Annotated in this window: 27 protein-coding genes, 1 tRNA gene and 5 pseudogenes; 16 read left to right on the plus strand and 17 right to left on the minus strand. The window is 56.8% G+C overall.

The window, feature by feature from the left end:
- Window positions 1-6: 6 nt before the first annotated feature.
- The 5 genes from BLR20_RS04830 to BLR20_RS04850 form a co-directional block, all read right to left on the minus strand.
- The gene (locus tag BLR20_RS04830; RefSeq protein WP_054994216.1) at window positions 7-963 is read right to left on the minus strand and encodes an ABC transporter substrate-binding protein; all 957 of its coding nucleotides are present in this window, start codon (window positions 961-963) and stop codon (window positions 7-9) included.
- A 20-nt stretch (window positions 964-983) separates the two neighbouring features.
- Entirely contained in the window at window positions 984-2,138 is a 1,155-nt protein-coding gene (locus tag BLR20_RS04835; RefSeq protein WP_054994182.1) for an NAD(P)/FAD-dependent oxidoreductase, read from the minus strand.
- Window positions 2,139-2,152: 14 nt separating this feature from the next.
- A complete protein-coding gene (locus tag BLR20_RS04840; RefSeq protein WP_054994183.1) occupies window positions 2,153-3,652 on the minus strand; it encodes a methionine--tRNA ligase in 1,500 nt (499 codons plus the stop codon).
- Window positions 3,645-4,037, minus strand: a complete 393-nt coding sequence (locus BLR20_RS04845) for a cupin domain-containing protein (RefSeq protein ID WP_010430047.1) — start codon at window positions 4,035-4,037, stop codon at window positions 3,645-3,647. Before BLR20_RS04845 ends, BLR20_RS04840 begins: the two co-directional genes overlap by 8 nt.
- 333 nt (window positions 4,038-4,370) lie before the next feature.
- Window positions 4,371-5,336 carry a site-specific integrase gene (locus BLR20_RS04850; protein WP_010430045.1) on the minus strand — a complete coding sequence of 322 codons (966 nt, stop codon included), beginning with the start codon at window positions 5,334-5,336 and terminating at the stop codon, window positions 4,371-4,373.
- Between the two features lie 223 nt (window positions 5,337-5,559).
- Here BLR20_RS04850 and BLR20_RS04855 point away from each other — a divergent pair, with 223 nt between their 5' ends.
- A complete protein-coding gene (locus BLR20_RS04855) occupies window positions 5,560-6,024 on the plus strand; it encodes an antitoxin Xre/MbcA/ParS toxin-binding domain-containing protein (RefSeq protein WP_054994184.1) in 465 nt (154 codons plus the stop codon).
- 5 nt (window positions 6,025-6,029) lie between these two features.
- On the opposite strand, the gene acuI is transcribed toward BLR20_RS04855, so the two are convergent.
- Window positions 6,030-7,013 carry an acrylyl-CoA reductase (NADPH) gene (gene acuI / locus BLR20_RS04860; RefSeq protein ID WP_054994185.1) on the minus strand — a complete coding sequence of 328 codons (984 nt, stop codon included), beginning with the start codon at window positions 7,011-7,013 and terminating at the stop codon, window positions 6,030-6,032.
- Window positions 7,014-7,062: 49 nt separating this feature from the next.
- Entirely contained in the window at window positions 7,063-7,722 is a 660-nt protein-coding gene (acuR, locus tag BLR20_RS04865; protein ID WP_054994186.1) for an acrylate utilization transcriptional regulator AcuR, read from the minus strand.
- 135 nt (window positions 7,723-7,857) lie between these two features.
- On the opposite strand from acuR, the gene BLR20_RS04870 reads away from it, so the two are divergent.
- The 9 genes and pseudogenes from BLR20_RS04870 to BLR20_RS04910 all read left to right on the plus strand — a co-directional run bounded on the left by BLR20_RS04870 (window position 7,858) and on the right by BLR20_RS04910 (window position 14,878).
- A complete protein-coding gene (locus BLR20_RS04870) occupies window positions 7,858-8,937 on the plus strand; it encodes an NAD(P)H-dependent flavin oxidoreductase (RefSeq protein ID WP_054994187.1) in 1,080 nt (359 codons plus the stop codon).
- A gap of 101 nt (window positions 8,938-9,038) precedes the next feature.
- Window positions 9,039-9,806, plus strand: a complete 768-nt coding sequence (gene modA / locus BLR20_RS04875; RefSeq protein WP_054994188.1) for a molybdate ABC transporter substrate-binding protein — start codon at window positions 9,039-9,041, stop codon at window positions 9,804-9,806.
- Window positions 9,807-10,487 carry a molybdate ABC transporter permease subunit gene (gene modB, locus BLR20_RS04880; protein ID WP_054994189.1) on the plus strand — a complete coding sequence of 227 codons (681 nt, stop codon included), beginning with the start codon at window positions 9,807-9,809 and terminating at the stop codon, window positions 10,485-10,487.
- 3 nt (window positions 10,488-10,490) lie between these two features.
- A complete protein-coding gene (gene modC, locus BLR20_RS04885) occupies window positions 10,491-11,579 on the plus strand; it encodes a molybdenum ABC transporter ATP-binding protein (RefSeq protein ID WP_054994190.1) in 1,089 nt (362 codons plus the stop codon).
- Between the two features lie 89 nt (window positions 11,580-11,668).
- On the plus strand, window positions 11,669-12,739 hold the full coding sequence (locus tag BLR20_RS04890; RefSeq protein WP_024641437.1) for a DNA topoisomerase IB: 1,071 nt from the start codon (window positions 11,669-11,671) through the stop codon (window positions 12,737-12,739).
- 167 nt (window positions 12,740-12,906) lie between these two features.
- Window positions 12,907-12,992 (plus strand) — tRNA-Leu (locus BLR20_RS04895).
- Window positions 12,993-13,284: 292 nt separating this feature from the next.
- Window positions 13,285-13,713, plus strand: coding sequence for a hypothetical protein (locus tag BLR20_RS04900; protein ID WP_235810020.1), 429 nt, complete (start codon window positions 13,285-13,287; stop codon window positions 13,711-13,713).
- 241 nt (window positions 13,714-13,954) lie between these two features.
- Window positions 13,955-14,293: a hypothetical protein gene (locus BLR20_RS27710; RefSeq protein ID WP_054994191.1), complete on the plus strand. Its 339-nt coding sequence runs from the start codon at window positions 13,955-13,957 to the stop codon at window positions 14,291-14,293.
- Window positions 14,293-14,878: pseudogene (locus tag BLR20_RS04910) on the plus strand (hypothetical protein). The gene BLR20_RS27710 and the pseudogene BLR20_RS04910 overlap by 1 nt, the downstream one beginning before the upstream one ends.
- A 47-nt stretch (window positions 14,879-14,925) precedes the next feature.
- Here the strand turns inward: BLR20_RS04910 and BLR20_RS04915 are convergent.
- From BLR20_RS04915 to BLR20_RS27715, 3 genes are all read right to left on the minus strand, one after another.
- Window positions 14,926-15,420 (minus strand): hypothetical protein, encoded by a 495-nt coding sequence (locus tag BLR20_RS04915; RefSeq protein WP_143009975.1) that lies wholly within the window; start codon window positions 15,418-15,420, stop codon window positions 14,926-14,928.
- A gap of 51 nt (window positions 15,421-15,471) precedes the next feature.
- Window positions 15,472-15,984 (minus strand): GTP pyrophosphokinase, encoded by a 513-nt coding sequence (locus BLR20_RS04920; RefSeq protein WP_054994193.1) that lies wholly within the window; start codon window positions 15,982-15,984, stop codon window positions 15,472-15,474.
- Between the two features lie 130 nt (window positions 15,985-16,114).
- Window positions 16,115-16,327, minus strand: a complete 213-nt coding sequence (locus BLR20_RS27715; RefSeq protein WP_054994194.1) for a hypothetical protein — start codon at window positions 16,325-16,327, stop codon at window positions 16,115-16,117.
- A 106-nt stretch (window positions 16,328-16,433) separates the two neighbouring features.
- On the opposite strand from BLR20_RS27715, the gene BLR20_RS04930 reads away from it, so the two are divergent.
- Window positions 16,434-17,042 carry a hypothetical protein gene (locus tag BLR20_RS04930; RefSeq protein WP_054994195.1) on the plus strand — a complete coding sequence of 203 codons (609 nt, stop codon included), beginning with the start codon at window positions 16,434-16,436 and terminating at the stop codon, window positions 17,040-17,042.
- A 9-nt stretch (window positions 17,043-17,051) separates the two neighbouring features.
- On the opposite strand, the gene BLR20_RS04935 is transcribed toward BLR20_RS04930, so the two are convergent.
- Entirely contained in the window at window positions 17,052-17,240 is a 189-nt protein-coding gene (locus tag BLR20_RS04935; protein ID WP_054994196.1) for a hypothetical protein, read from the minus strand.
- A 442-nt stretch (window positions 17,241-17,682) separates the two neighbouring features.
- Between BLR20_RS04935 and BLR20_RS04945 the strand changes: the two are divergent.
- The 3 genes and pseudogenes from BLR20_RS04945 to BLR20_RS28370 all read left to right on the plus strand — a co-directional run.
- Window positions 17,683-18,573, plus strand: a pseudogene (locus BLR20_RS04945) (DNA cytosine methyltransferase); the annotation flags it as partial.
- A 190-nt stretch (window positions 18,574-18,763) separates the two neighbouring features.
- A pseudogene (locus BLR20_RS28365) lies at window positions 18,764-19,525 on the plus strand (MCP four helix bundle domain-containing protein); the annotation flags it as partial.
- The gene (locus tag BLR20_RS28370) at window positions 19,520-20,383 is read left to right on the plus strand and encodes a methyl-accepting chemotaxis protein (protein WP_390175884.1); all 864 of its coding nucleotides are present in this window, start codon (window positions 19,520-19,522) and stop codon (window positions 20,381-20,383) included. The pseudogene BLR20_RS28365 and the gene BLR20_RS28370, both read left to right, overlap by 6 nt.
- Before the next feature lie 591 nt (window positions 20,384-20,974).
- Here the strand turns inward: BLR20_RS28370 and BLR20_RS04960 are convergent.
- The 5 genes and pseudogenes from BLR20_RS04960 to BLR20_RS26390 all read right to left on the minus strand — a co-directional run bounded on the left by BLR20_RS04960 (window position 20,975) and on the right by BLR20_RS26390 (window position 23,180).
- The gene (locus BLR20_RS04960; RefSeq protein ID WP_032612854.1) at window positions 20,975-21,190 is read right to left on the minus strand and encodes a hypothetical protein; all 216 of its coding nucleotides are present in this window, start codon (window positions 21,188-21,190) and stop codon (window positions 20,975-20,977) included.
- 341 nt (window positions 21,191-21,531) lie between these two features.
- Window positions 21,532-21,739, minus strand: a pseudogene (locus tag BLR20_RS28030) (hypothetical protein).
- 73 nt (window positions 21,740-21,812) lie between these two features.
- Window positions 21,813-22,076 (minus strand): annotated as a pseudogene (locus BLR20_RS04970) (chemotaxis protein); the annotation flags it as partial.
- A gap of 58 nt (window positions 22,077-22,134) precedes the next feature.
- Window positions 22,135-22,407 carry a hypothetical protein gene (locus BLR20_RS26855; RefSeq protein WP_143009976.1) on the minus strand — a complete coding sequence of 91 codons (273 nt, stop codon included), beginning with the start codon at window positions 22,405-22,407 and terminating at the stop codon, window positions 22,135-22,137.
- A gap of 515 nt (window positions 22,408-22,922) precedes the next feature.
- Entirely contained in the window at window positions 22,923-23,180 is a 258-nt protein-coding gene (locus BLR20_RS26390) for a hypothetical protein (RefSeq protein WP_054994199.1), read from the minus strand.
- Window positions 23,181-23,716: 536 nt separating this feature from the next.
- On the opposite strand from BLR20_RS26390, the gene BLR20_RS04980 reads away from it, so the two are divergent.
- Window positions 23,717-24,700, plus strand: coding sequence for a DUF1852 domain-containing protein (locus BLR20_RS04980; RefSeq protein WP_054994201.1), 984 nt, complete (start codon window positions 23,717-23,719; stop codon window positions 24,698-24,700).
- Between the two features lie 27 nt (window positions 24,701-24,727).
- Window positions 24,728-25,759 (plus strand): methionine synthase, encoded by a 1,032-nt coding sequence (locus BLR20_RS04985; protein ID WP_054994202.1) that lies wholly within the window; start codon window positions 24,728-24,730, stop codon window positions 25,757-25,759.
- 45 nt (window positions 25,760-25,804) lie between these two features.
- Here BLR20_RS04985 and BLR20_RS28035 read toward each other — a convergent pair whose 3' ends face one another.
- Window positions 25,805-25,993 (minus strand): hypothetical protein, encoded by a 189-nt coding sequence (locus tag BLR20_RS28035; protein ID WP_074594449.1) that lies wholly within the window; start codon window positions 25,991-25,993, stop codon window positions 25,805-25,807.
- Window positions 25,994-26,049: the final 56 nt, after the last annotated feature.

Consider the following 26,049-nt stretch of genomic DNA (forward strand, 5'->3'; position numbering starts at 1 on the left):
TTGGGGCTATCGGGTGATGCGGCTCAGCCCCGTGGGGCCTGGTGTCCAGACACAGGTCGTCGCGCTGCGCAGCTCGCCCTGATCGAAGCTGACCGCGCCCAGCGGTGTGTTGAAGGTGCTGTGCCGAAACGCGTCCGGCAGTTGCGCGGCGCGAAGACCGCCGCGGGCCACCTCGGCCAGCACGTAAAGCATCAGCAGGCTTTCGCGAAAGTAGGTCTGTGGCTCGGCAGCGAACAGCGAGCGGTGAAGTACCTGGGCCTGACAGCGGTTTCCGGCGCTGTCAGGGGCTCCGAAGCCGATCACGAAGGTGTTGCTGTCGTGCGCAGCGGCGCGCCCCAGATACGGCGAGGCAGCGTCGTCGGTCAGCACCAGCGGTCGGGTACTGCCGGCTTGTCGTCGCGCCTGCCAATGCTCGCGACTGGGTTTGAGGCGTCCGGCAAACACCTCGACATCGGCCTGGCCAGGCTCGTCGACACGCTGCAACCCGGCGCTTGCCAGCGCCGCACTGATGGCAACGCCCAGGGCCCGACCGTGAGCGCTGTCGTCGGCCTGAACATGCACGCGCGGCCACTGACGAGTCGCCAGCCAGCGCACCAGATCCGCCGCCAGCTGCCGGTCCGAGGGGCAGAAACGAAACACGTTGTGGTGCTCAAGGGTCAGGCAATCAATCGTCGCTGCGGGGGTCAGCAGGGCAATGCCGGCGTGCCGATACAGCGGCGCGGCACCTACGGCTGCATCCGAAGAGAAATGCCCGATGACCAGATCGGCCTTCCAGTCGATCATGTGCCGGGCCACATCGGCCCCGCGAACGGCATCGGCAGCGTCGTCGAGAAAGCGCCACTGCACTCGCTCAAGTCCCGCTATGCAATTGCGCGCCACTGCCAGCGCCCTCATGAAGGTCCGTGCATGCGGCGTTTCATCAGGGTCGAACAGAGCGCTGACCCCGACCCGCAAGCCCGGCAGGCGCGAATCGACCGAAGACATCACGACTGCACGCTCGTCGGTTCGACGCCTTGTGCCGAAAAGCCCGGCATCGATCTGCCTGGCGACAATGCCGACCAGCCAGAACAAGCGCGATCCGTTCCGGCCAGATGCCTGCGCAGTTGCTCGGCAGCAATCTGCGCCAAGCCGGGCGCGAACTTGAAGCCCAGCCCGGACATGCCTGCAGCCAGATACACCGGGCTGCGCTCGGCGCAGAACCCCAGCATCGGTCGACCGTCGGCGCTGTAGCTGTCGAAACCGGGCAACACATCGAGCACATGCGGCTTGCCTGCCGAGGCGCACAACTGGGCGATGCGCTTGCAGGCGTCCTCGGCATGCCGTGCGTCAGGCTGCGCAAGGTGCTCGGGCCACAGGCCGCTATCGCGCGCGCCACAGCCGGTCTGCACGATATGCCGAGTCAGCGGTATGCCGTAGCTCTGGGTCACCGCATCGATCACCGGCATTGACCAGTCGCTTTCGGTCAGCACCCGGGCAAGCGGAATCGAGCGTGCTTCCAGTCCCGAGTGCGGCACCAGGTGCTGGCTCCAGGCACCGGCAGCGACCACCACGGCCCGGCAACGCAGCGTGGCGCTGCCCAGGTCGATGTGCACGAGGTCGGGCGCACGGCAGTCGATGGACTTGATCTCGCGATGCTCGAGCACTAAGCCCTGCTGGCGTACCGACTGACACAGCGCGGCGACGGCCTGGCGCACATTGCCGACGCAGGCACGCGGTTCGAACAGGTTGAGCCGGTCCAGCGCCGGGCAATGCGGGTAGCGCCTGCCATCAAGCTCATGACCTGACAGCAGGCGCATCGGGTAGCGTTCGCTGCCGTACTGGTCGATGGCGCGGTGCAGGTTATCCAGCTGGTCCGTGGCAGCCCGGTAAATCACCCCGGTACGCCGTAACGCAGTGGCGTAAGTGGTCGCAAAAACACCATCGTTTATCAGACTGATGGAATAGGCCGCCAGCTCCATCAGCAGCGGATCGCTGTCATACAGGCGAACCAGTCCGCCGGAATAACCAGTTGCACCCAGGCTGCCGGCTGCACCCTTGTCAATCAGCGCGACCGACACACCGGCGCTGCACAGCTTCGCCGCGATACTGGCGCCGGTGATCCCAGCGCCAATGACCGCTATCTCATAATCGATAAGCATTGTCGTGAATCCGTTCAGATGGAGTATTCAGCGGCCGCGCCGTTCATGAGCGTGGCGCTGACGCGGGCCTCGGGGAGTCCGAACGCGCTGATGATCTGCCCTGACATGTCCGGAATCAGCGCCTTGCCGGACACCGCGATGAATGCCGCCAGATGGCTGACCGGGCGACCTTCGGCCAGACGCGTGCGAGTAATGGCGATCGCATCCAGCAGCACCTGAGCCATGCGTTTCATCGAAAACTGCGCAGGCTCCGAGGCTTTGCTCCATTGCACGCGCAACGCTTCGAGGAGTCCGGCGTCTGCCCCGCAGAGGCCGCTCCACCAGCTGTCGTCGCGGTTGCTTCCGGCGTCCAGCAAGGCCGGGAAAAACTCGTTGAACACCTCTGTCCGCCATGCAAGGAACTGCGCCAGGCGGAAATCACCTTCGCTTTCCTCGGGTGCAATGCTCGCCAGATACAGGCGCGCACTGTCGGCGCAGGCTTCGCGGGCCAGGTCACCGACCCAGATCGCGTGGTTGCGGCTGGTCGACAGGTTCAGGCCGTCCAGCTTGAGAAACTGATTGGGCATGAAGCGCTGGCGGACCTTGATGTCGCGCAGCGCCGACAGTTGCGCCGGATAGACGATGGCGTGGCTGAACACACAGTCAAAACCGAGAAAATGCACCAGCGTGCCCTGCCCCGACTGCCAGTACTGGCGAAACAGCTCCGGACGCCCGACGCGGTCGGCATACTCGCGAAATGCCGCCATATAGCCCGCCAGCCCCATGAACCAGGTGTGCACCCGGCACGAGCCGTCAGCCTGCAGGTCGAGCCCGGCGTCGCCCGGACGCGTGACGCCCCAGTCGTGCAGATGCTCCAGGCTGTCTCGCAACCAGCTGTCGAGCGGCTTGCGCCATGACTGGCCCAGCAGGCGGTCACGCAACTGCGGCTTGAACCCGGCCAGTTTCAGAAACGCGCGATGGGCGTTTTTCCATTGCGAGGGCTGGCTGCAGAGCTTGCAGCGCAAGTCCGTCATCAACTCGGCATCAGGGGCCTGGGCACAGTTCTCGCACTGGCTGGCGTCGGACTCGGCACCGCAATGATTGCAGTTGCCCCGGGCAAAGGCTTCGTAGCCCCAGACATCGCAATCAGGGCAATACGGCTCGCTGGAATCCCGACATTCGATCGCGCCAGCATCACGCAGCGCACCGAACACCTCGCCAACCGCTTCGGCGAACCACGGGTTGTCGTGCGGGCGCATCCAGTTGTCGGGCTGTATGTTGATCGCCGCCAGCGAGGCTTCAATACGGTCGGAGTTGCGCCTGGCCAGCTCGACCGGGTCGACGCCCTGCTCCAGCCCTTTGCGCAGCATGTAGGACTGGTAATCGTCGGAGTAGGACACCAGCACACACTCGTGACCACGCTGGCGCTGCACGCGGGTAAAGACATCAGCGGCCAGAAACGGCCCGGCGATATGGCCTATGTGCAAATCGCCGTTGGGGGTCGGCGGCGTGATGGTGACGATGAACTTACTCATCCATGCACCCCGTGGTCTCGCTGTGCTGCGCCACGAACGCGTTCACGTAGTTCATGTCCCACCAGACCACATAGAAGTGGAAGTCCTCGGCGGAATCGTTGATGACGTAATGGTTGGTGTGTTTCGGAATGGCGGCGATATCGCCAACGGTGAAATCCATCTGCCTGTCACCGACAACCAGACGCGCACTGCCCTTGATGGCAATGAAGATTTCCTGATCGATCTGGGTGTGTGCTTCGCTGCAGGTGCCCGGACGGACCACGCACCAGCCACCGGCGAACGGCATCGGGTAGCCTTCCCACGGCAGCAGGCGGCTGCCATCCAGCCCGTACTCGTGTACCAGCGAGTCGAATCGGGTTTTACGGTGTATATCGAACTTTTCCATGCTCAGTCCCGTACGTTTCAAGTGCGGCAAAGCATGAAATTGTTGCCAGTTATTGGCTATCCGATTGCCGGATAGCTCAGGGTCGAACTATCCGGTTTTTGGATGGCGATGCGCAGACCGGTGCACCGTCCTATTTTTTTTGACGATGACGGCTATCGATAACGCTGATAACTGAATCGGCAGCGGCGGTGTTAACGTTGCCGGCGATGAACGAACATTTCTCCCGGACTCGCGAATCCGCGTCGCGATGCCGATGAATCTCTGCTCTGCTTCATCACTCCTTTGGTTAGATCTTTTAAGCCACCCCGTTTACGCGAGGTGGCTTTTTTTTGCTCAAAGATCAAACCCGTCCACAACGTTGCGCCGCTCGTTGTCACTGCGCATGTCGTAACTGGCGGTGGTCGAGATGTGCGTGTGATGCGCGAGCTTCTGGGCAATCGACAGATCGAACTCTTCGATCACCCGGGTGATGAACGAACGTCGAAAATCGTGGGGCATGATGTTCACGCCCACTTGGCGCCCGCGCTGCTTGGCGATGAAGTAGATGGCGTGCTTGGTGATTCTGTCGCGGGTGATATGGCTGCCACGGCGGATCCGGTTGAACAGGAACGGGTCATCGCCCTGCCCCGGCTGGAGGCACGACCGGCGCAGTTCCAGCCAGTCGTTCAGCGCCTTGAAGGCCCATTCGGGGGCGTACTTGATCAGTTGCTTGTTGCCTTTGCCCAGCACCCGAAGGCTGCGCTCGGCGAAATCGATCTGCGAAAGGTCGAGGTTGACCGACTCGGACTTGCGCATCCCCGAGCCATACAGAATTGCAATGATCGCCGCATCGCGACGCCCTTGCGGCCTGGGGTCGGCAGCACAGGCTTCCATCAGCTCACGAATCAGCGTGCGACGGATGTTGCGGCCCTTGACCAGTCGCGTACCGCTGACCGGTTTTATCGAGCGGATTTTCAACAGTTGATCGTGACTGATCAGGTCGTGCCGCCAGGCTTCGTTCATCACGCCGCGAATGGCATTCACATACAGCGAGGTGGTATTGGGCGCGTAGTCATCCTGGCGCAGCGTTGCGACCAGCGCGGTCACGTGGCCGGGTTGCAGGGTGTGCCAGGGAATATCATGAATATCGACGTCAGCCATGCCCAGCCGGTCCGCCGCATCCTGCAGAACGTAGGTCATGGTCAGGCGGCTAGAAGGCGCCAGGCGATCGAGGTAGAGGCGCAGCGGCTTGTTGACGTCGGGCAGCGAAGGCTGGCTGACAATGCGTGCGTCCTGGTCGGTGTGAGGGTCGTGCGGCATAGGGAGCGACGCCTTTTCTGGTGCAAGCGCGTGCCAACAGCCACGGCGCTTTTCATTCGTATTCAGGCGACCGACTTTAGCACGAGGGCTCTGGCGCTACACCTGCGCTGCAGCGGACCACCTTTCCCGTCAGGCAATCCCCGGTAACATCCTGCTGCTTGAACGACGCCTCCCCTGAGATAGCCTTGGCCGTCCTTTCCGCCATCGAAGGCCCGCACACACCTTGATTCCGTCCTCTGCCAGCAAAACACGTGGCCGTCGTGAGGCAGCGGCCAGTTTCTGGTTGCTGACCCACCAGCTCAGTCAGCGCAGCGAAGCCGAACGCCTGACCAACATTCAGGCGGGCTTTGCACCTCGCTGGATCCGCGCAGTTCGGGACGCGCTGGCCCTCGGCCCCACGCAAATGGAAGCGCTCTTCAACGCATCGATTTCAACCCTCGAACGCCGTCAGCGCCAGCAAAAGTCATTGGACCTGGTGGCCTCCGAACGCCTGGACCGTGTGGCGATGATTGCCAGCCACACGCTGCAGGTGTTTGCAACGCCCGAACGTGCCGGCCAGTGGCTGGTTGCCCGTAACACCTCACTCGGCGGTCGCACGCCGTTGCAATTATGCGAAACCGGGCTCGGCACAGCGCAGGTGCATCGCGCACTGGGCGCACTCGAGTGTGCCCGTGCCGACGCACTCTGATTCACTCAGCGTGCGGTATCCACCACGATCCGGCCACGGACCTGGCCTGCAATCAATTGCGGCGCGAGGTCGATCACCTCGCTCAAGCCGACTTCACGGCTGATCAACGGCAGCAACGACATGTCCAGGTCGCTCGCCAGCCTCGACCAGGCTTCCAGCCGGTCTGCGCGCGGGCGAGTCACGCTGTCGATACCCGCCAGCGTGACACCGCGCAGAATGAACGGCGCAACCGACCCGGGAAACTCCATGCCCTGCGCCAGACCACAGGCCGCCACCACACCGCGATAACGAATACCGGCGCACACATTGGCCAGGGTGTGGCTGCCGACAGAATCGACTGCCGCCGCCCATTGCTCCTTGGCCAGAGGCCGCCCCGGCTGCGAAAGGGTTTGCCGGTCAATGATCTGCGCCGCGCCGAGTTGCTTCAGGTAGTCACTTTCCGAGGCCCGCCCGGTAGAGGCGATGACCCGGTAGCCGAGCCTGGCCAGGATGGCGATGGCAAAGCTGCCGACCCCGCCATTCGCGCCGGTGACCAGCACATCGCCGTGGTCAGGCGTCAAACCGTGCTTCTCCAGTGCCAGGACGCTGAGCATCGCGGTGTAGCCCGCCGTGCCGATGGCCATCGCCTGCGCCGGCGTGAAGGCCTGTGGCAGCGGAATGAGCCATTCGCTCTTGAGCCGGGCCTTTTGCGCCAGGCCGCCCCAATGCCCTTCGCCGACACCCCAGCCATTGAGCAGAACCTTGTCCCCGGTCTTGAACTCAGGGGTATCGCTGGCTTCGACCGTACCGGCCAGATCGACGCCCGGCACCATCGGGAAGCTGCGCACGATCGGGCTCTGACCGGTGATCGCCAGCGCATCCTTGTAGTTGAGCGTACTGTGCGACACGTTTATCGTCACGTCGCCCGGGGGCAACCGCGCTTCGTCGATATCACTCAGATTGACGTGGTAGCCCGCCTCGTCCTTGTCGATCAAGATGCCCTTGAACATATGCGCCTCCAATTTAGACTGATCGTCTTTAAATAGATCTGAAGAGAAATCATTGCGGCAGACCGCGAAGGTAGCCGGCAATGAATGTGTTCAGTGGTGTAGCACTTTTGACCAGCCGGGCACGCAGTACTGCACCTTCCCAGCCGATCCAGAAAAACGCGGCCAGCTCATCGCAGTCAGCATCTGCGGCCAATTCGCCCATTGACTGCGCAGCCCTCAGGCACCCCGCCAGCTTCGAATGCCAGTCCAGCAGTGTCTGTTCCAGTACGTCGCGAAATCCGTCCGGCAACAGACTGATTTCCTGGCCAAGATTGCCGACCAGGCAACCGCGTCGATAGTCGTGTCGCGCCATACCGCTCTTGGCGCTCTGCACAAAGCTGACCAGTCGCTCCAGTGGCGAAAGCGCTTCATCCAGCAGCCAGTGGTCCAGGCGCTGCGCAAAATAGCGCGCGTACTCATCCAGTACCGCCCGGCCGAAGGCTTCCTTGCTGGGGAAGTAGTGATAGAACGAGCCTTTGGGAATACCGACTTCCTTGAGGATGTAATCCAGCCCTGTGGCCGAAAAACTCTGCTCGGTGAGCACTTCCAGACCGCGACGCAGCAGCGCCTCGCGGGTCTCGAGGTTATCGCGGTCCACTTTCGGCGGCCGGCCGGGACGCCGGGGCCTGGCGAGTGAGGGAGTCGGTAGCGGGATGGTTGGTTGGGTCATGCTCGAATAGTAGACCGATCGTTTTTTATGTCAACCGAGCGGACTTCCCGGCGTGTCGACGCTCGACGTGGCGTTTGCCATTCACACCATTCTCGCGCTCAATGAGCGCTTCCCGAATGCCTGCCGGAGAAACACATGAGCCAATGGCCAGATAGCCGCATCACAGAACTGTTCGCCGTAGAACTGCCCTTGCTGCAAGCCCCCATGGCCGGCGCCAGCGGATCGCAGATGGCTATTGCTGTGGCCAGGGCTGGCGGCTTGGGGGCGCTGCCCTGCGCCATGCTCACCCCTGAAAAAATCGGCCAGGAAGTAGCCACTTTCCGAGAGCACACCGGCAACGCCCCGCTGAATCTGAACTTCTTCTGCCATCAGCCTCCGGCCTACGATGCCGAGCGGGCCGAACGCTGGAAGCAGTCGCTCAGGCCCTATTACGAGGAACTGGGGGCCGATTTCGATGCACCAACACCAGTCTCCAACCGCGCACCTTTCGACAGCGACAGCTGCACGCTGATCGAGCGCTTGAGGCCGGAAGTGGTGAGTTTCCATTTCGGCCTTCCTCAGCCATCGTTACTGGATCGGGTCAGGGCCACGGGTGCAAAGATCATCTCGTCAGCCACCACGGTCGAGGAAGCGATCTGGCTGGAGCAACATGGCTGCGATGCAGTGATTGCCATGGGCTACGAAGCAGGCGGTCATCGGGGACTGTTCCTCAGCGATCAACTGCACACCCAGGTCGGCACCTTTGCGCTGGTCCCGCAAATCGCTGACGCGACAAGCATTCCGGTCATCGCCGCAGGCGGTATTGCAGACGGTCGCGGTGTCGCTGCGGCATTTGTCCTGGGGGCCTCTGCAGTACAGGTCGGAACCGCGTATCTGTTCTGCCCGGAAGCCAGCGTCAGCGCCCTGCATCGCCAAGCCCTGCACGATGCCACGAGCAGCCAGACCGCGCTGACCAACCTCTTCACCGGGCGTCCGGCGCGAGGCATCGTCAACCGGATCATGCGTGAGGCCGGCCCCATCAGCCCACTCGCCCCGGCGTTTCCGCTGGCGGGCGGGGCCTTGATGCCGCTGCGCGCGCAGGCGGAAAAACTGGGCAGCAGTGACTTCGTGAACCTCTGGGCGGGCCAGGCAGTCGGTATCAAACATCAGCTGGGTGCCACCGAGCTGACGCGGCAACTGGCTGAAAATGCGTTGAAAATTCTGTCTCCCCGGTAAAACAGTGCTTTCAGAACAACAGGCTGTCGCTATATATTTATCTATATAGCGAAGCGCCCTTATCCCGATGGCGTATGTTTTCATCATCAAGGAACTGTTTCATGCGAACGACCACGCTGCGCACCATTCTCAAGCTTTCAGTGCTGGCCTTTGCCGCCTCTGCCGCAGCCAGCGCGTCTGCCGATGAAGTGCAGGTCGCTGTCGCGGCCAATTTCACCGCGCCGATCCAGGCAATAGCCACTGACTTCGAGAAGGACACCGGCCACAAGCTCGTTGCCGCGTTTGGCGCTACCGGTCAGATCTACACGCAGATCAAGAATGGCGCGCCGTTCGAGGTATTCCTCTCGGCTGACGACACCACACCCGCAAAACTCGAGCAGGAAGGCGACACCGTCAAGGGCTCGCGCTTCACCTATGCAGTCGGAACGCTGGCGTTGTGGTCGGCCAAGGACGGTTATGTCGACAGCAAGGGCCAGGTGCTCAAGGCCAATCAGTATCAACACTTGTCCATTGCCAACCCCAAAACGGCCCCCTACGGCCTGGCGGCGACCCAGGTACTGAGCAAAATGGGCCTTACCGACGCCACCAAAGCCAAGATCGTCGAAGGTCAGAGCATTACCCAGGCCTACCAGTTCGTCTCCACCGGCAATGCCGAGCTGGGTTTCGTAGCCCTGTCGCAGGTTTACAAGGATGGCAAGCTGACCAGCGGCTCGGCGTGGATCGTACCGGATGACCTGCATGACCCGATCAAACAGGACGCGGTCATCCTCAACAAAGGCAAGGACAGCGCTGCTGCCAAGGCGCTGGTCGAGTACCTCAAGGGCCCGAAAGCCGCCGCGATCATCAAGTCCTTCGGATACCAGCTGTAAATGCCGCTGGGGAGTGCCGACATCGCGGCGATCTGGCTGACGCTGAAACTGGCGTCGCTGACCACCGTTATCCTGCTGATCATCGGCACGCCCATCGCCCTATGGCTGGCGCGTACTGACTCATGGCTCAAGGGACCGATTGGCGCAGTCGTCGCCCTGCCCCTGGTGCTGCCACCAACCGTTATCGGTTTTTACCTATTGCTGCTGCTCGGGCCCAACGGTGCGGTGGGTCAGCTCACGCAAAGCCTGGGTCTGGGCACACTGACTTTCAGCTTTGCAGGTCTGGTGATCGGCTCGGTTCTGTATTCGATGCCTTTCGTCGTGCAGCCGCTGCAGAACGCGTTTGCAGCGATCGGCACCCGCCCTCTAGAGGTCGCAGCCACCTTGCGGGCCGGGCCTTTGGACACCTTTTTCCACGTGATTCTGCCACTGGCCAAGCCGGGGTTTATTACTGCTGCCATCCTGGGGTTCGCGCACACGGTCGGCGAGTTCGGTGTGGTGCTGATGATCGGCGGCAACATTCCTGAGAAAACCCGTGTGGTGTCAGTGCAAATCTTCGATCACGTCGAATCCATGGAGTACCTGCAAGCGCACTGGCTGGCTGGCGCGATGCTGGTCTTTTCCTTTCTGGTGCTGTTGGCGCTGTATTCCAGCGGCAAAGCCAAAACGGCATGGAGCTGAGTCATGGCGTCGCCGATAGAAGTCTGCCTGCAGATGGCCTACCCTGATTTCACCGTCCGTACCGACCTGAGCCTGCCCGGGTCGGGCATCACCGCGCTGTTCGGGCCTTCCGGCTCGGGCAAGACGACCTGCCTGCGTTGCATCGCCGGTCTTGAAAAAGCCGATCAGGGCTTCATCCGCGTTCACGATGAGGTCTGGCAGGACACCGAAAAAGGTATTTTCCTGGCTCCGCACAAGCGGGCGATCGGCTACGTGTTTCAGGAGGCCAGTCTGTTCGCGCACCTGTCGGTGCAGGACAATCTGGAGTTCGGGATGAAACGTATCCCGCGCCAGCAGCGCCGCATTCAACTGCCCCAGGCCGCCGAACTGCTCGGCATCGATCACCTGCTGCAGCGCAGCCCTGACAAGCTGTCCGGTGGAGAGCGCCAGCGCGTGGGCATCGCACGCGCCCTGCTGACCAGCCCGCGGCTGATGCTGCTCGATGAGCCGCTGGCGGCGCTGGATAGCCGGCGCAAAAGTGAAATCCTGCCGTATCTGGAGCGCCTGCACCGGGAACTGGACATCCCCATGCTGTACGTCAGCCACGCTCAGGATGAAGTCGCACGCCTGGCGGACCACCTGGTGCTGCTCGACGCAGGCAACGTACTGGCCAGCGGTCCAATCCACGAAACCCTGGCGCGGCTGGACCTGCCGCTGGCGATGGGCAGTGATGCGGGCGTGGTCATCGAGGGCACGGTCAGCGCTTATGATCAGCATTACCAGTTGCTCACCGTGACGCTGCCCGACAGCAAACTGAGCATGCGCGTCGCCCACGCGCAGATGCAGGTCGGCACCCTTCTGCGCATCAAGGTCCAGGCCCGGGATGTCAGCCTCAACCTGCAACCCGATTATCAGAGCAGCATCCTCAACCGCTTGCCGGTCACGGTGGTCGAGGAAGCGCTGGCCGACAATTCGGCACACGTCCTGGTCAAGCTGGACGCCAGCGGTACGCCGCTGCTCGCGCGCATCACTCGCTATTCCAGTGACCAGTTGAACCTGCACAGAGGCCAGTCGCTCTGGGCACAGATCAAGGCAGTCGCAGTGCTGGCCTGACGTTTGGAAAAAAACAGCCACGCAGCAAATAAACGGCACCACCGGAAAAGGCCGAGGTCAGTGTTTTTAACTGCCTTTGGAACTTAGCCATGCCTGACTCGACTGCCATCAGCCAGCCCGCCAGTGAACTGCATTACGTAGACGACACTCAACCGGGCCTTACGCGCAAGGTACTGCGCGGCAAATTCGCGTACTTCGACACAAAGGGTCAGCGCATCAAGGACGAGTCGGAGATCAAGCGCATCAACGCACTGGCAGTCCCGCCCGCCTACACCGAGGTGTGGATCTGTGCCGACCCGCTGGGTCACCTGCAGGCCACCGGCCGCGACGCTCGTGGGCGCAAGCAGTACCGCTACCATCCGCGCTGGCGGGAAATACGTGATCAGGACAAATACTCGAGACTGATAGAGTTCGGCCATGCACTGCCCAAAGTGCGCAAGCAGATCGAAGCACAGCTCGCTCAGCCAGGCATGGGCCGGGAAAAGGTCATGGCGACGGTTATTTCATTGCTGGACGCGACCCTGATCCGCATCGGCAACAGCCAGTACGCCAAGGAAAACCGGTCGTACGGCCTGACCACCCTGCGCAACAAACACGTTGAAGTCAAAGGCGGTCAGATCCTCTTCGAATTCCGTGGCAAGAGCGGCGTCGAGCACAAGGTCAGCGTCAAGGATCGACGTCTGGCCAACGTGATCAAACGCTGCATGGAGCTGCCAGGACAAAACCTCTTCCAGTACCTGGACGAAGACGGCGTGCGCCACGCAGTAACCTCATCCGACATCAATGCCTACCTGCAAAGCCTCACCGGCTCGGACTTCACCGCCAAGGACTACCGGACCTGGGCAGCCAGTGCGCTGGCGCTGGCAACGCTGCAAAAACTGCACTGGGAGCCAGAGGCCGACGCCAAACGGCACATCGTCGACATGGTCAAGGCCGTCTCGAAACAACTGGGCAACACCCCCGCCATCTGCCGAAAATGCTACATCCACCCGGCGGTTCTGGAAGGCTTCCTGCTCGGCAACCTGGCCAAACTCCCCCGCTCCCGACAACGCAAAGGCCTGCGCCTGGAAGAAGTCGCCCTGGCGAGCTACCTGCGAATACTGGCTGACAAGGTCGAGGCCGTGGTTAACGATGCGGTGGTGAAAGACAGCAAAGCCTGAGCCGCCTGATCAAGGCACGTCAGCCTTTGCTCCAATAAAATTTCGTAGCCTCATGATTTGCCACGCATTTCTGACGGATAAAAAAGCAGGGTCTTGCACCCTTCGAGACGCTTTCAAGCTTGCTTCATGGGGGCCGGGTGTATATATTCCCTGCTCTTGGCGCTACCGCCCCGATGGCGAAATTGGTAGACGCAAGGGACTTAAAATCCCTCGTCCTTTGGACGTGCCGGTTCGACCCCGGCTCGGGGCACCACATATATAAAGGGCTTACCGGGCGTCTCGCTTGGTAGGCCTTTTTTTGGTCCGCAAAAACATGAGCACAGCTCAGCAAAACCGAGAACGGTCTGCCTCAATCGATGCGGCCGTTGCTGCCTTCCCCGCCTGACGAAAACTGCCCGCCCTCTGTCATAGCGCCAGACGGCATCGGAGAGTGATCTGAATGCCCGCAAGTGGGTGTGTCAGAGGACGGAGCGGAGCCTTCTAACTTGAGACGACCGTAGCGGAATGATTAAATAGCACATAGCCTTTTGCCATGGAGATATCTGTTGAAGCAGTACCGCGGGTTGATCGTTTTTTTCATAACAGTGGTCTCGGTCTTTGCTTTGCTCCAGGTCTGGCATGCGCGCGTAGCTCCGGAAGAATCAAAGCAGGAGCGCGAACGGAAGCTAACAGGTATGGCCAAGTACTTCGATATAGGTACTCCCAAAATGCTCGACGACTCAGTCCGCCTAGACTCAGTAAAATACAAAGACGGAACGATGCGGATCTCTTACACGCTTACAAAACAGGCGAAAAGTGAAATCGACTCTGAAGAGTTTACGAAGCAAGCAAGAGTCCGGACCATAGGGCCGTCCTGCAATGAAAAAGGCTTAGGCCCCTTTGTGAGGTCAGGGCTCATCATAAATTACAAATTCAATGACTCAAGCGATTCACCTATCAGCGAATTTCAGATAGAAAAGTCCGACTGTCTATAAAAGCCAGCACCTGAAGCCCGCCTCCCGCGGGCTTTCTTATGCCTTGCGCACCCGCTGTGCAATCAGCGCTATTAACCATAACTATTTCGACACCATCAATGGCAACCGCCATTGTCGTGGACCATCATAAGTCCCCTCTCCCCTAATCAAAACGACCGCATCGGCAGGTGCTAGGCCAGTCTCACGGCTTGGTTTGGTCACCCGTGCCTGGCATCTGGCCAATGCGGTCAAGGAGCCTCATATGCATCAGACAATCAGCCAGCGTCGTGCAATCCTCGAAGGCCTGCGCCAGCGCTGCAACCTTTCCACTGCCGAGTTTTACGACAAGGTCGGACGCAAGAACCCGGCAGCTCTGCCGCGCTTCACGGTCGTGCCGAACGGCAATAACGAGTTCGGCATCGTCGAGCGCTCGACAGGTAATGTATGCGGCGTGCATCGCGGCCACAGCGCCGCTTGCAAGGCCGCTGCTCAACTGGAAGCCCAGCCTGTACGTCAGCGGTCGTTCGCCACTCGCATGCTGCGCTGGACTGCTGCCATCGCTACCGGCCTGGCGCTGTTCGCGCTGTACGGTGCCAGCTGATGATCAGTCCAGAGCTGAGCATGATTCAGCGCAACAAAGAGCGGTCCGCCGTCCTCGAGGCGAAGGTGGCCGCTTTCATAAAAAGTGGCGGCGTGATCGAAACCAAAAAAGGCTTTCCGTTAAAGCCCAAGCCGAAGGAATACGGCCGGATGAGTGCGCCGGAAGCGCGCCAGCCTGTCCCACGTCGGCGGACTAAGAAGCAATACGGGCCGCAGCTCCCCAAGACGTTATCCAAGACCGCTGCAACGCCGTGCCGAGCAGGCGGAAGTCGTCCGCAAGCTTGCCGAGACGATGACGATCACCGACGTCATGCGCGAAACCGGCCTGAGCATCTACCGGCTTCGGAAAATGGCACGCGTGCATGGCTTCGAATACACGGCGTTCGTTCCGGCTTCGAACCTCATCCCGTATCAGACCGATCCGGTAGCTGACGCTCTGAACGTATTACAGATCAAAGCCGCCCGCGACCGCGGTATATCGCGCAAGGCCGCTGTGGTCGAACTTGGCCTGAGTAACACAATGATCAATCGGCTAATCCGTGAATATAACATCGATTACCCCCTGAAAAGACCAAGCCCGAAATGAAGCGAATACAACCCTCCTTCTCGTTACAAAACATGAATGCTCCGGGCCTAATGCTCCGATGGATCGAAACTCATCAAATATTTGACAAATGAACTCGGCCAGTGATTCAACGCGACATACTCAGTGATAAACTTTTCATCTTTAGTGCTCGCCACCATTACCTGTACAAGGAAGAAAATACAAGAGCCGAATGGTATTTTCTTAGGGCCGAGTGAAACTTGACTCGCTACATCTTCGATTCGCACAATTATCGCATGACGAAATTCGTTGAGTTTAGATTCAAGTTCTGAAATAGTTAGAACTCCCAATTGCTGAAGACCCTCCATCACCCTAGGGACCACTTCGCTAGAGTAAAGCGGTATACCCCTTATCTTAGCAATAGCTTGATCGATATCGAGACACACTGCATTAGATGCAATAAAATTAGATAAGGATATTTTATCTAATAAAATTTCAGCATCTCCTTTCTTCATCCGATCTTTAACACTAGAGTCATACGTATCCAAATCTTTCCGTATACCGATAAACTCTTGATCCGCCAATTCCAATAGACCTGCTAATCGAGAGAAGCGTCGCCTTATGGTTCTAGGAACCTACACCGCGCTTTTATAGCCAATATCATGCTCTATTTCCGCCCATGTATGCTGAAGTATAGATCGAATTTGAATTTCTACTTTTAGCTCTCCAAACCCCGAATACTCTTGAAGAGAACTGCGAGACTTATTGAGTGATGCTACATAATGGAGTGATAGGTATCCAAACCTATCAGGATCTAGCGACGCGCGCTTATCTATAGAGTTGGATCTGTCAATCTTAAACTCGCGCTCGATCAGCTTAGCGACTACATCTACATCTTCCAAAAAAAGAGTAATAATTCTAACACCGGCTAAGTCGGTTATTTCCCCAAGCGTCTCGTAAGAACTCTTTTTCTCCACCTTATTAGAGAAACTTTCTACCGTTTTACATCTCTGAGTTATTGAATGAACTGCGATACCATTCACCGATAGCAAACGTTCAATCAATCCGGCAACAGATCTAGAGAGCGCCTCGTAAGCACTGCGACTCGAAGCGAACTCAGTAACTAAAATCCCTGTTTCAGTAGTCATTTATTTTCCAAGAAAAAATTGTGCGCGTTGCAGGATCCGCGCCACGAAATCGCAGCGCCGAATATTGTGGCGCTGGAGTCTCACCGCATGAGCATGCTGATCATTCAGCAAGATCCGAGTGATTGGTTAATCATCCCCGAATGAGAGGTCGCTGCTCGGCGCAGAAATTCGTCCACTTGCCAGCTGCAGCGCTTGCTGCGCTCTCCAGCTCCCAGTACTTCTCTAGCGCGCTCGGAGCCTCCAGCTCTGGATCGTTTTCCAAAAACGCTTTTGCAGCATCCATTTTTTCACCGAAGATATTTGAAAGCCTGTTTGCCTCAAGAAAATATTCGCGACGTTTCATTTGCAGCTCCTTTGATCCGGCTCCGTACCGGCCATCATCTATAGCTCACCCCAAACCAATTTGCCACCACCGGACACGGAGGGCGGCGCATGCATGGAGAAACGCCATGAGCCAGTTTTACCTGCAGGACAGCCGAAGCTACGTTGGCGACGGCCTGACTTTCTGGGCGCTGGGCGGCGGTTACACGACCAGCCTCGATAAGGCCGAGCTGTTTACCCTGGAGCAGGCCACAGCGAAAAGGGACACAGACATCTCGTGGCCAAAATCCTATATCGACGAGCGCGCGCATGTGGGCGTCGATCATCAGTACATCAGCAAGACCGACTCAGCAGCACAGCCGACTGAGGGATGCCAGTGCGTTTTGCAGATCCAGCAGCAATGGAACGGCAACGACATTTTCTTTGCCAAGTGGCCCATCGGCGGCACTGACCGACTTGAGCGCGCGGACAGGCTGACCCTCGAAGCGGCCACCGCTATCGGCGACGATGAGCTGATCATCTGGCCGCTGGATTACATCGTCACTCGCGCCAGGCGTTTGGTGCATCGGCAAGATGTGGACCTGAAACAAGCTCTGCGCGGCACCGGCATCACGCCACCGAAGCCGCGACGCATCCGCAAACAGGTATTCAACTGTCAGGGCTGCGGACGCTTCATTGCAGTCAGTGAATGCTACTTGTCCGATCGCCAAAATTGCGGTGCGGACAACCACCCCTAACCCCCACCCTCACTTATTGCGCTGAACACCCCCAACGCTGACCAGCGCATCACGGTAGCGCGCTATTGCGATGATCTGCCGAACGACGGCGATCAGCTCGGCATGGCTTGGGCCTTCGAAGTTTTCCAGAAGCAGATTCGGTATCTCGGCTTCTTCCGCGATTGCCTCAAGCGCTTCTGTATCACTTTTCAAAGTCATAGCGATGCCCTGCCCGTCGTGTTCGAGAGAGCTTCATGCGCGTATAGACGATGGCTGACGCAATTTTCAATGCCAGCCTCAACGGAATATAAAAACTGCCGCTATCGCAATCACAGCAACGACTCCAAATACCATCCGTGCGGGCCAGGGAGCTGTTAGCCAAACGCCGGTAACCCCAGCAATCTGACCAATGTTTTTCTCGCTGAAATAGCGGCCAGAGGGTGGCTCCCGAAAAGGATTACCGCGATGGGGGCAGGAAAAGGCTTTATCGGAGATCTTTGCATTGCATTCAGGGCAGTCAATTAAGCTCATGATTTTTTGTCCGTTTTAATTAATGGCTGCAAACCAATATGAATACTCCATTTTCTCATTTTGGTTCTGCGGAAAATTAGTTTAAACCCTTCCTACTCAACGACTCACGCCACCCCGGCGAGGATGAACTATGTCCGCTCACCAGCAATACCCGCCCCTGAAATACGGAAGCGTGTGCAGCGGCATTGAGGCCGCGACCGCAGCCTGGCACCCGCAGGGCATGGAACCGGTGTGGTTCGCCGATATTGAACCCTTCCCCAGCGCCGTACTGGCTCACCACTACCCTCGCACGCCGAACTTTGGCGACATGACCACGCTCGGGGCCCTAGTGCTGGCCGGCAAGATAGTAGCCCCGGACGTTCTCGTCGGCGGAACGCCGTGCCAAGCGTTCAGTGTCGCCGGCATGAGACAGGGCATGCTCGACCCGCGCGGTGCCCTAACCATCAAATATGTAGAGCTTGCAGATGCAGTTGACCATGTTCGAACCAGTCGAAACCAACCCGAAAGCATCATCGTCTGGGAGAACGTCCCCGGTGTCCTTTCCGACAAAGGCAACGCCTTCGGATGCTTTCTTGGCGCGCTTGCTGGGGAATACTGCGAACTGCAGCCTCCAGGGAAACGGTGGCAGGACGCTGATTGTATGTATGGACCCAAAAGAACAATTGCGTGGCGGATATTGGACGCCCAATATTTCGGACTGGCCCAACGACGCCGCCGTGTGTTCCTTGTCGCAAGTGCTCGAGCAGACTTCGATCCCACCGCGGTACTTTTTGAGCGCGAAGGCGTGCGCCGGGATAATGCGCCGCGCCGAGGCGAGGGGCAAGACGTTACCGGAACAGCTCCTTTCGGCCCTGCACTCCAGTGCGGATGCGGACATGTGTTCAGCGAAGAGTTAGGCCATTACGGGTGCCCGAACTGCGAGGGTGATGAGGGGCCAGCGGTGAGCATGTTCGGCGGCATACCAGCATTCGGCGGGCACGGCTTGTCCGGATCGGTTGAGCGAGCGGCAACGCTTACAGCCAGCGGTGCTGATGAGGTGCGTGGCTTGACAGCGTTTTAACGACAGTTGCCTTGAACAACTGGTTCATGGCTGAACCGCTTGTCGCCAGCTACTGCAGGAACGGCAGTAGCTGGCCGATACGAATTACCCTTCTAGTTCGGATAGGGAAATCAAGGAAGGCTACACTACGATGAATCTCTTACGCGGCACTATGTTATCAACACGCCTAATATCTGCGTTTGTAGTATGCGCAGTTGTCACGCTAGGTGTCGGCCTTGTCGGATACACCGGTATCACTGGCCTCAAAAACAGCGTAGATGGGATCGTCAGTAACAACCTCGTATCGGTGTACAACACGAGTAACGCACGCTCAAATGCTATAGCGCACTATCGCGACTTGCACCGCGCACTGCTGTATAAATTTGCAAAGGCAGACCAAGCCCGGTATAACGAGGCTTTGAAGTCCTTAGCAGACAACCAAAAAGAAGTAGAGCAACTTTTCAATGCATATCGGCAAACGCCTCTGGAAGACGATGAAAGAGCGGCAGGTGATCAGTTTGAAAAAGACTGGCCCGCGTACATTAACGCATCCTCTCGCGTGATCGAATTAGCGGCGAAAGGTGACCTCGAAAGCGCGAGCAAGATATTCGGACAAGAGGTGGATCCTGCATACAAGAAAGTAAACGATGAGTTAAAAGCAATAGTAGCGTCCAACAAGCGCCAGAGTGATGACGTCGCAGTAGAAGCCGCAAAGACTTCGAGCGCCGCATATGGTTCATTGGGCATAGGCGTAGTTATCGCGTTTGTTGCTGCAATTATTCTGGGCTTATTGGTCACACGCTCGATCACTCGACCGCTTTTGGGTGCTCTACGGACCGCAAAACAAGTGGCCGACGGCGACCTTTCCCAACAAATTGATGTAACCGGAAATGACGAGATCAGCACACTGCAATCAGCACTCAGCACGATGCAAGTTAATCTAAGAAATACCATTAGCGAAATTGCTAATGCGGCAGATCAATTGGCATCTGCGTCCGAAGAGTTGAATGCAGTTACGGAGGAAAGCTCCAAAGCGCTGATACGCCAGAACGATGAAATCCAGCAAGCCGCTACGGCGGTGAACGAGATGACAGCAGCGGTAGAGGAAGTGGCGCGCAATGCCTCAGGCGCGTCTGAGTCCTCTGAAGAAACTAGCCGCAGTGCTATTGAAGGACGTGATCAAGTAAAGAATGCCGTTGGATCGGTTAATACTATGGCAGAGCAGATTTCTCAATCGACTGAAAAGGTCACGGTACTCGCCACGAGAGTCAATGAGATCACAGGCGTTCTCGCAGTCATCCAGTCCATAGCCCAGCAAACCAACCTTTTGGCATTGAATGCCGCAATTGAGGCAGCCAGGGCTGGCGAGCAGGGTCGCGGCTTTGCGGTAGTCGCCGATGAAGTGCGCGCCCTTGCACACCGAACGCAGGCATCGACCGCGGACATTGAGGCTATGATGGCCCAAATTCGTGCAGGTGCGGATGAAGCAGTGATCTCTATGAATAACAGTAGGAGCCTTGCAGGAGAAACCCGTGATCAAGCGATTCAGGCAGGTCACGCGCTAGACAGAATCACCGAAGGTGTCTCAATGATTAATGAGAAAAATCTCGTGATCGCGAGTGCCGCCGAAGAGCAGGCTCACGTAGCTCGAGAGGTGGATCGAAACCTGATTAATATTCAAGATATCTCCACTCAGACTGCGACTGGCGCACACCAAACCAATGCCTCGAGCGCAGAGCTTTCTCGACTTGCCGCCTCATTTGGAGTATTGGTCAATAAGTTCAAGACCTGAAAAAGTTGATCAGAACGCGCTTGTATACAGTAGGCATCTGGCAATAGCGCGTTCAGATGCCTATGTGCTTGCGCAAAGATCTTCCGCCTCACTTGAGGCGCGAGAACGGCACGCCGCTAGCCTGGCCTGAAATCCCATCGCCCCCACATGTCGTGAAAATCAGCTGCGCTGCCGCAGATCTTGTTTTGCGGCAGCTGTTTTAATAGCGGCAGCGTTAATCACAGTCTGGGATGTTACGGCACGGATCATTGGGCTTCGAGTGCTGTGGAATACGCATCGCTACCGGTATGGGCGCTGATTTCGAATCCTTGTCAGCTTTCTGTTGAGCGCGCCCAAGTAGCCATCGGGTCGAGCGCCTGCAAGCCATTTCCCGCAGCGACATCAGGGCGGAAGGATTGGAATGCCGCCAGAACTGGCGAGTGACGACGTATCGCCCAATTATCGCACTGGTATCTCGCCGCATGGCACAGCAACCCATGGGTCTGGGTCGTCGAGCTCAAACGCTTTATGCCGTGAGCCAGCTATAACGGGACTGGTCAGAAATGACGCGTCTGAACGCACCCAGGCGCTGTTGAGGCTCGGCGGAAAGGCTTAATGAATGCCGGGCATATCGTTCGAAGCGTCATCGGTTGCCGCTATGAAGTCATGCCAGGCTAAAAAGGCGTGATAATGACGGTCAGTTGCCTCCTCCCAAAAAGCCCCTTCAATTTCCTTCGCGGAAACCATCATCATCATTTTAGTTATAGATGCATCCAGTTCCACCAAAAGTTCATGAGCCTTGAATCGGAAATGGTCTTGGAGTGGCATTTTGAAGATCCTTGTAGATGACCTGACCAGAAAAACACCGGCCTATGACCCACCTAAAGAAGCTGACACGTGAATTCATCGATCAGTCTCATTGAACTGACCGGCGGTAAAACGTTGGACATCAACAGGATTTACTTGAGGAACAATTCGTGGTCGATCCAAGACGAGTTTTTGGGCCTATTCCCCTTTCAGCCTCCAAACGCAAAACAGCGGCGACAATCGCGGTTACAACGATAAAAAATCACCCTGCCAACCCAAAATAGCGACGTTTGCAAGTATGCAACCTCAAAGTGATCTGCCGCTTCGGCCCTTATTGGCGGGTAGCTGACGGCGATTGCCACCTATCTCACAATAAAAATCAGCTCTCCCCTGTCAGTCATTGCCATGCCTACCTGAGCCTGCCGAGGTACTGCTCGCGCATTGAGCAGACCCGGTCATCGATGATTCTGAAAATCATCATGGTGCCTGACCAGACATTGCCGTCCGCCGCCCGCTGAGCTTGGCACTGCGCGGGCCGTAAACCTCATCCGCCATTGTGGTGCATTCCATGACCTGTCCTTGGTTCTGCACCAACTCCTGCTGGCTGCCCAGCAGCGAGGCAATCCCCCACACTCCCAGGCACGCCAACAGCGGCAGCCCGCTTGTTGCGCTCTTTGGCGAACTCGTCAGCCCGAGCCTCGGCATCTTTGCGGATCACCACTTCGGAGTCGATCAGTTCGTTAAGCCTGCGGACGGTGTCGATATCGGCATGTCCATGTCGCGATCGGTCGCATCCTTGGAGAGGACTTTCCTCAACCACAAGAAGTCACCCAGCAGGATTGGACCTGTACCGCCCGGTCAGCCAAGTAGCTTTGCCTGGACCAAGGTCGCTTGGATCCCTCTCCACCCCTGAAATAAAAAAGACGCATCAGTATGGCGAGCCTTGTCAAAAGAAAATCGCTCAGTTAAACCCTGCCAGATTTTTGCGTCTTGGGATCGAGATAATCCTGACCGGATCGAGTTATCTGGATAACCCAATCCTTAGAAACCAAAAGGAGGCCTGAATCAACACAGCGGTTTGCCAGATAGAAGAATTCCGCTTCCTCTAGAGGTCTGCTGACGTTTCCACTGGATGATCTCCACTTTTCAAGAAGATCATCAAGATGAATCCCGCTAGAAACAGCGTAAGCCGGAAGCAGACTCAGTAAATGCTTAATCCTAAGCGAATCGCGTTCCATGTGAATATCCCTTCCAAACCTCGGAAAGGCTTTATTACCACACACCCGAGCAATATCAAAGTGCCATTATCATTTAAAGACACCCGGCCGACTACCGCGTAGCTAAAATAGGCGCGAATGACGTTTTTGCCGAGCTTGGTAATCTGAGGTCCAAGGAGGTCTCACCTACGCCATGCGCCTTGGAGGCGAATATGCATAGCTGTTCCTGCTTAGCAGGTCGCGGTAGTATTTCTTCGATCAGAGCGCAATCAAAGAACCGGTGGCAGCAAGCTCTATCGCCCGCCTGGCTCAGAACGTTGACGATCGAGCGGGAAGTGACCGAGTGGCTTGTTGAGCCCACAATAACCAGGCTGCTGGCGGGCAGTCATGCAAACGCGAGATCCGCAATCTGCCCTGGATCGGTTTGAAGTGGGCGGGCAAGAAGAACGCCACGCGTTCTTAGCCTGGAGAACATAATGCTGATGCAGTACTGCCGCAAATCTCATTTTGCGGCAGCTGCGTTAATTGCGGCAGCTTTAGCCGCAATCTTTTGGGGTAAAACGGCATGGATCATCGAAATTCGTGTGCTGTGGAATACGCATCGCTAACTGTATAGGGGCTGCTTTCGAATCCTTGGAGGCATTGCCTGCGCCCTGAACAAGCGCATATTTCCCATCGACTGCAGGAGCGGATGGCTTGGAAGCCGCAGCGAATGCCATGCCTTGCAGCCCAATCACTGCGACAGTTGTCACGACAAACCCTTTCAGCACGGATATTTTTGTAATGCTGTTCATGGTATTTCCTCTGGGTTGTTAAAAGCTCGATCTAAGAGCCTCTGCTTCATATGTTGCATGGCAGATAAACTGCCATACAAATACTGTACCTACTTTATGACAACAGCTGCATCGCGCTAAAGGTGAATAAAATTTCATCGTACTGGGTGCCACAAACTCAGCTTGACTCCCCAATGCTCTAGACACCGTGTCTTTCTCATCGAAGCTATAGCAAATAACTCAATTTCAGCCGTATAGCGAGATGGATGGCTGCTACGCCTACTCCGCCCGCAACAGCGACTACGCCGAAGACTGGCCGCCGCGCCTCCTCCAGAGACAGAGACGTTAGTTCTAACCCTGGACCCATCATGAACGTGACTAATGCTTTCATTGAAATCAATTCGTTTTTGTTCATGTAGGTAACCGGCCTAAAATCCTTGCAGCTCTTCACCCTCCGCAGAATTACGGTGGCTGATTGAAGAAACGGACGTCGGTCAAAGCTAAAAGGGGCAAAGCCCACTCAGGTTCTGCCTCACAAATAAGGGCGCCAAGCCAAGATGAAGAAAGAATTCACATTTTCTATCAAGTGCACTTGCTTTAATGAGGATTACTCACCTCCAGACACCACGCGAGTCACGACTAATTTTGCGAACCTGGCCAGGGGAGAAAGTCGCCAGGAGAATTTGCGTAACACCTTGACGATGATTGACAACCGCTTCAATGCCTTGGCGCACTGGGACAACCCTAAAGGAGATCGTTATACGGTCGAGCTGGATATTGTTTCTGCGGAAATGAATATTGACGCTGAAGGCAATCATCAGACCATCCCGTTGATTGAGGTTTTGAAAACGACGATCATTGATAGAAAAACTGATGCGCGTATTAACGGGATTGTCGGAAATAACTTTTCTTCTTACGTTCGAGACTATGACTTCAGTGTACGATTACTGGAGCACAATAGGAGTCTGTCCGGGCTCAGCACCCCGGAAGACTTTGGGGATTTACACGGAAAGCTATTCAAATGCTTTATCAATTCAGATAGCTACAAAGCTCACTTCGATAAGCTGCCCGTCATCTGCCTGAGTGTATCGAGCGCCAGGACCTACCAGCGGACCGAGAATCAGCATCCTGTTTTAGGATATGAATACCAGCAGGACGAATACTCGTTGACGGATGAGTACTTCAGGAAAATGGGCTTAAAGGTTCGCTATTTCATGCCCCCCAACAGCGTTGCGCCTCTGGCTTTTTATTTTTCGGGCGATTTGCTGGGGGACTACACCAATCTGGAGCTTATTAGCACCATCAGCACGATGGATACCTTTCAGAAAATTTATCGCCCTGAGATCTATAACGCAAATTCAACGGCAGGAAAAATCTATCAGCCTAGCTTGAAAAATAAAGATTACTCGTTGACTCGCATTGTGTACGACCGCGAGGAGCGAAGTCAGCTGGCTATAAAGCAAGGGAAATTTTTTGAAGAGCACTTTATCAAACCCTACCAGCCCCTTCTGGATCAGTGGTCCGCAAGCTGCACTCTTTGATCGTTTAAAAACCAAGGCTGATTTTTCATGAAAAAACTTTTGCCCACCTCCACTGCTGGCAGCTTGCCTAAACCTTCCTGGCTTGCACAACCTGAGACGCTCTGGTCACCGTGGAAATTGCAAGGCGAAGAATTGCTTGAAGGCAAGCAGGATGCGTTACGTTTGTCACTGCAAGAACAACAGCTGGCCAATATTGATATCGTCAGTGACGGTGAACAAACGCGCCAGCATTTTGTAACTACGTTTATTGAGCATCTCGACGGCGTCGATTTTGAAAAGCGCGAGACTGTCAGAATTCGTGACCGCTATGATGCGAGCGTGCCAACCGTCGTGGGTGCTGTCGCTCGCCGAAAGCCGGTTTTTGTTGAAGACGCAAAATTTCTGCGTCAGCAGACCAGGCAGCCTATCAAGTGGGCCCTGCCAGGGCCAATGACGATGATTGATACTCTCTACGATGCTCATTATAAAAATCGTGAAAAACTGGCTTGGGAGTTTGCCAAAATCCTCAACCAGGAGGCCAAAGAACTGGAGGCTGCCGGGGTTGATATTATTCAGTTTGATGAACCTGCATTTAATGTGTTTTTTGATGAGGTGAATGACTGGGGCGTCGCCACCCTGGAAAGGGCAGTTGAAGGGCTTAAATGTGAAACGGCCGTGCATATTTGCTATGGCTACGGCATCAAAGCGAATACCGACTGGAAAAAAACTCTGGGGTCAGAATGGCGACAGTACGAAGAAGCCTTTCCCAAACTGCAAAATTCCAGTATCGACATCATCTCGTTGGAATGTCACAACTCTCGCGTCCCTATGGATCTGATTGAGCTCATTCGAGGCAAGAAAGTGATGGTAGGGGCCATTGATGTGGCAAGCCACACCATTGAAACGCCTGAGGAAGTCGCCAACACGTTGAGAAAGGCGCTTCAATTCGTCGATGCCGACAAACTCTATCCGTGCACCAACTGCGGCATGGCCCCCCTTCCTCGTCATGTCGCCAGCGGCAAGCTGCGCGCATTAAGTGCAGGCGCAGAAATCATCCGGAAAGAGCTCTCGAATCAGTGATTAGCCAAGGCTTGCGGACTTTGAGCTCTCGTCGCTCAAGGCCTGCTACTTTTCCCTGAATATTCTTTTGCAGATTCGACCGACAACACATGCCATCACGATCATCCAGCAGACGAAAAACACTGTCCGTGTGCCGTGATCTATTCCAGGTATCTCGAACCCCAGCCACGCACCTGCAAACATCAGCGGCATAAATAAAACAAGGGCAAGTAACCGCTCTAAAATCCAGCTCACACTTGAAACTCCACATAAAAGTGTGAGTCAGTTTAGCCTTTTCACCCTGCCGGGGC

Source organism: Pseudomonas congelans (genome assembly GCF_900103225.1).
GTDB lineage: Bacteria > Pseudomonadota > Gammaproteobacteria > Pseudomonadales > Pseudomonadaceae > Aquipseudomonas > Aquipseudomonas congelans.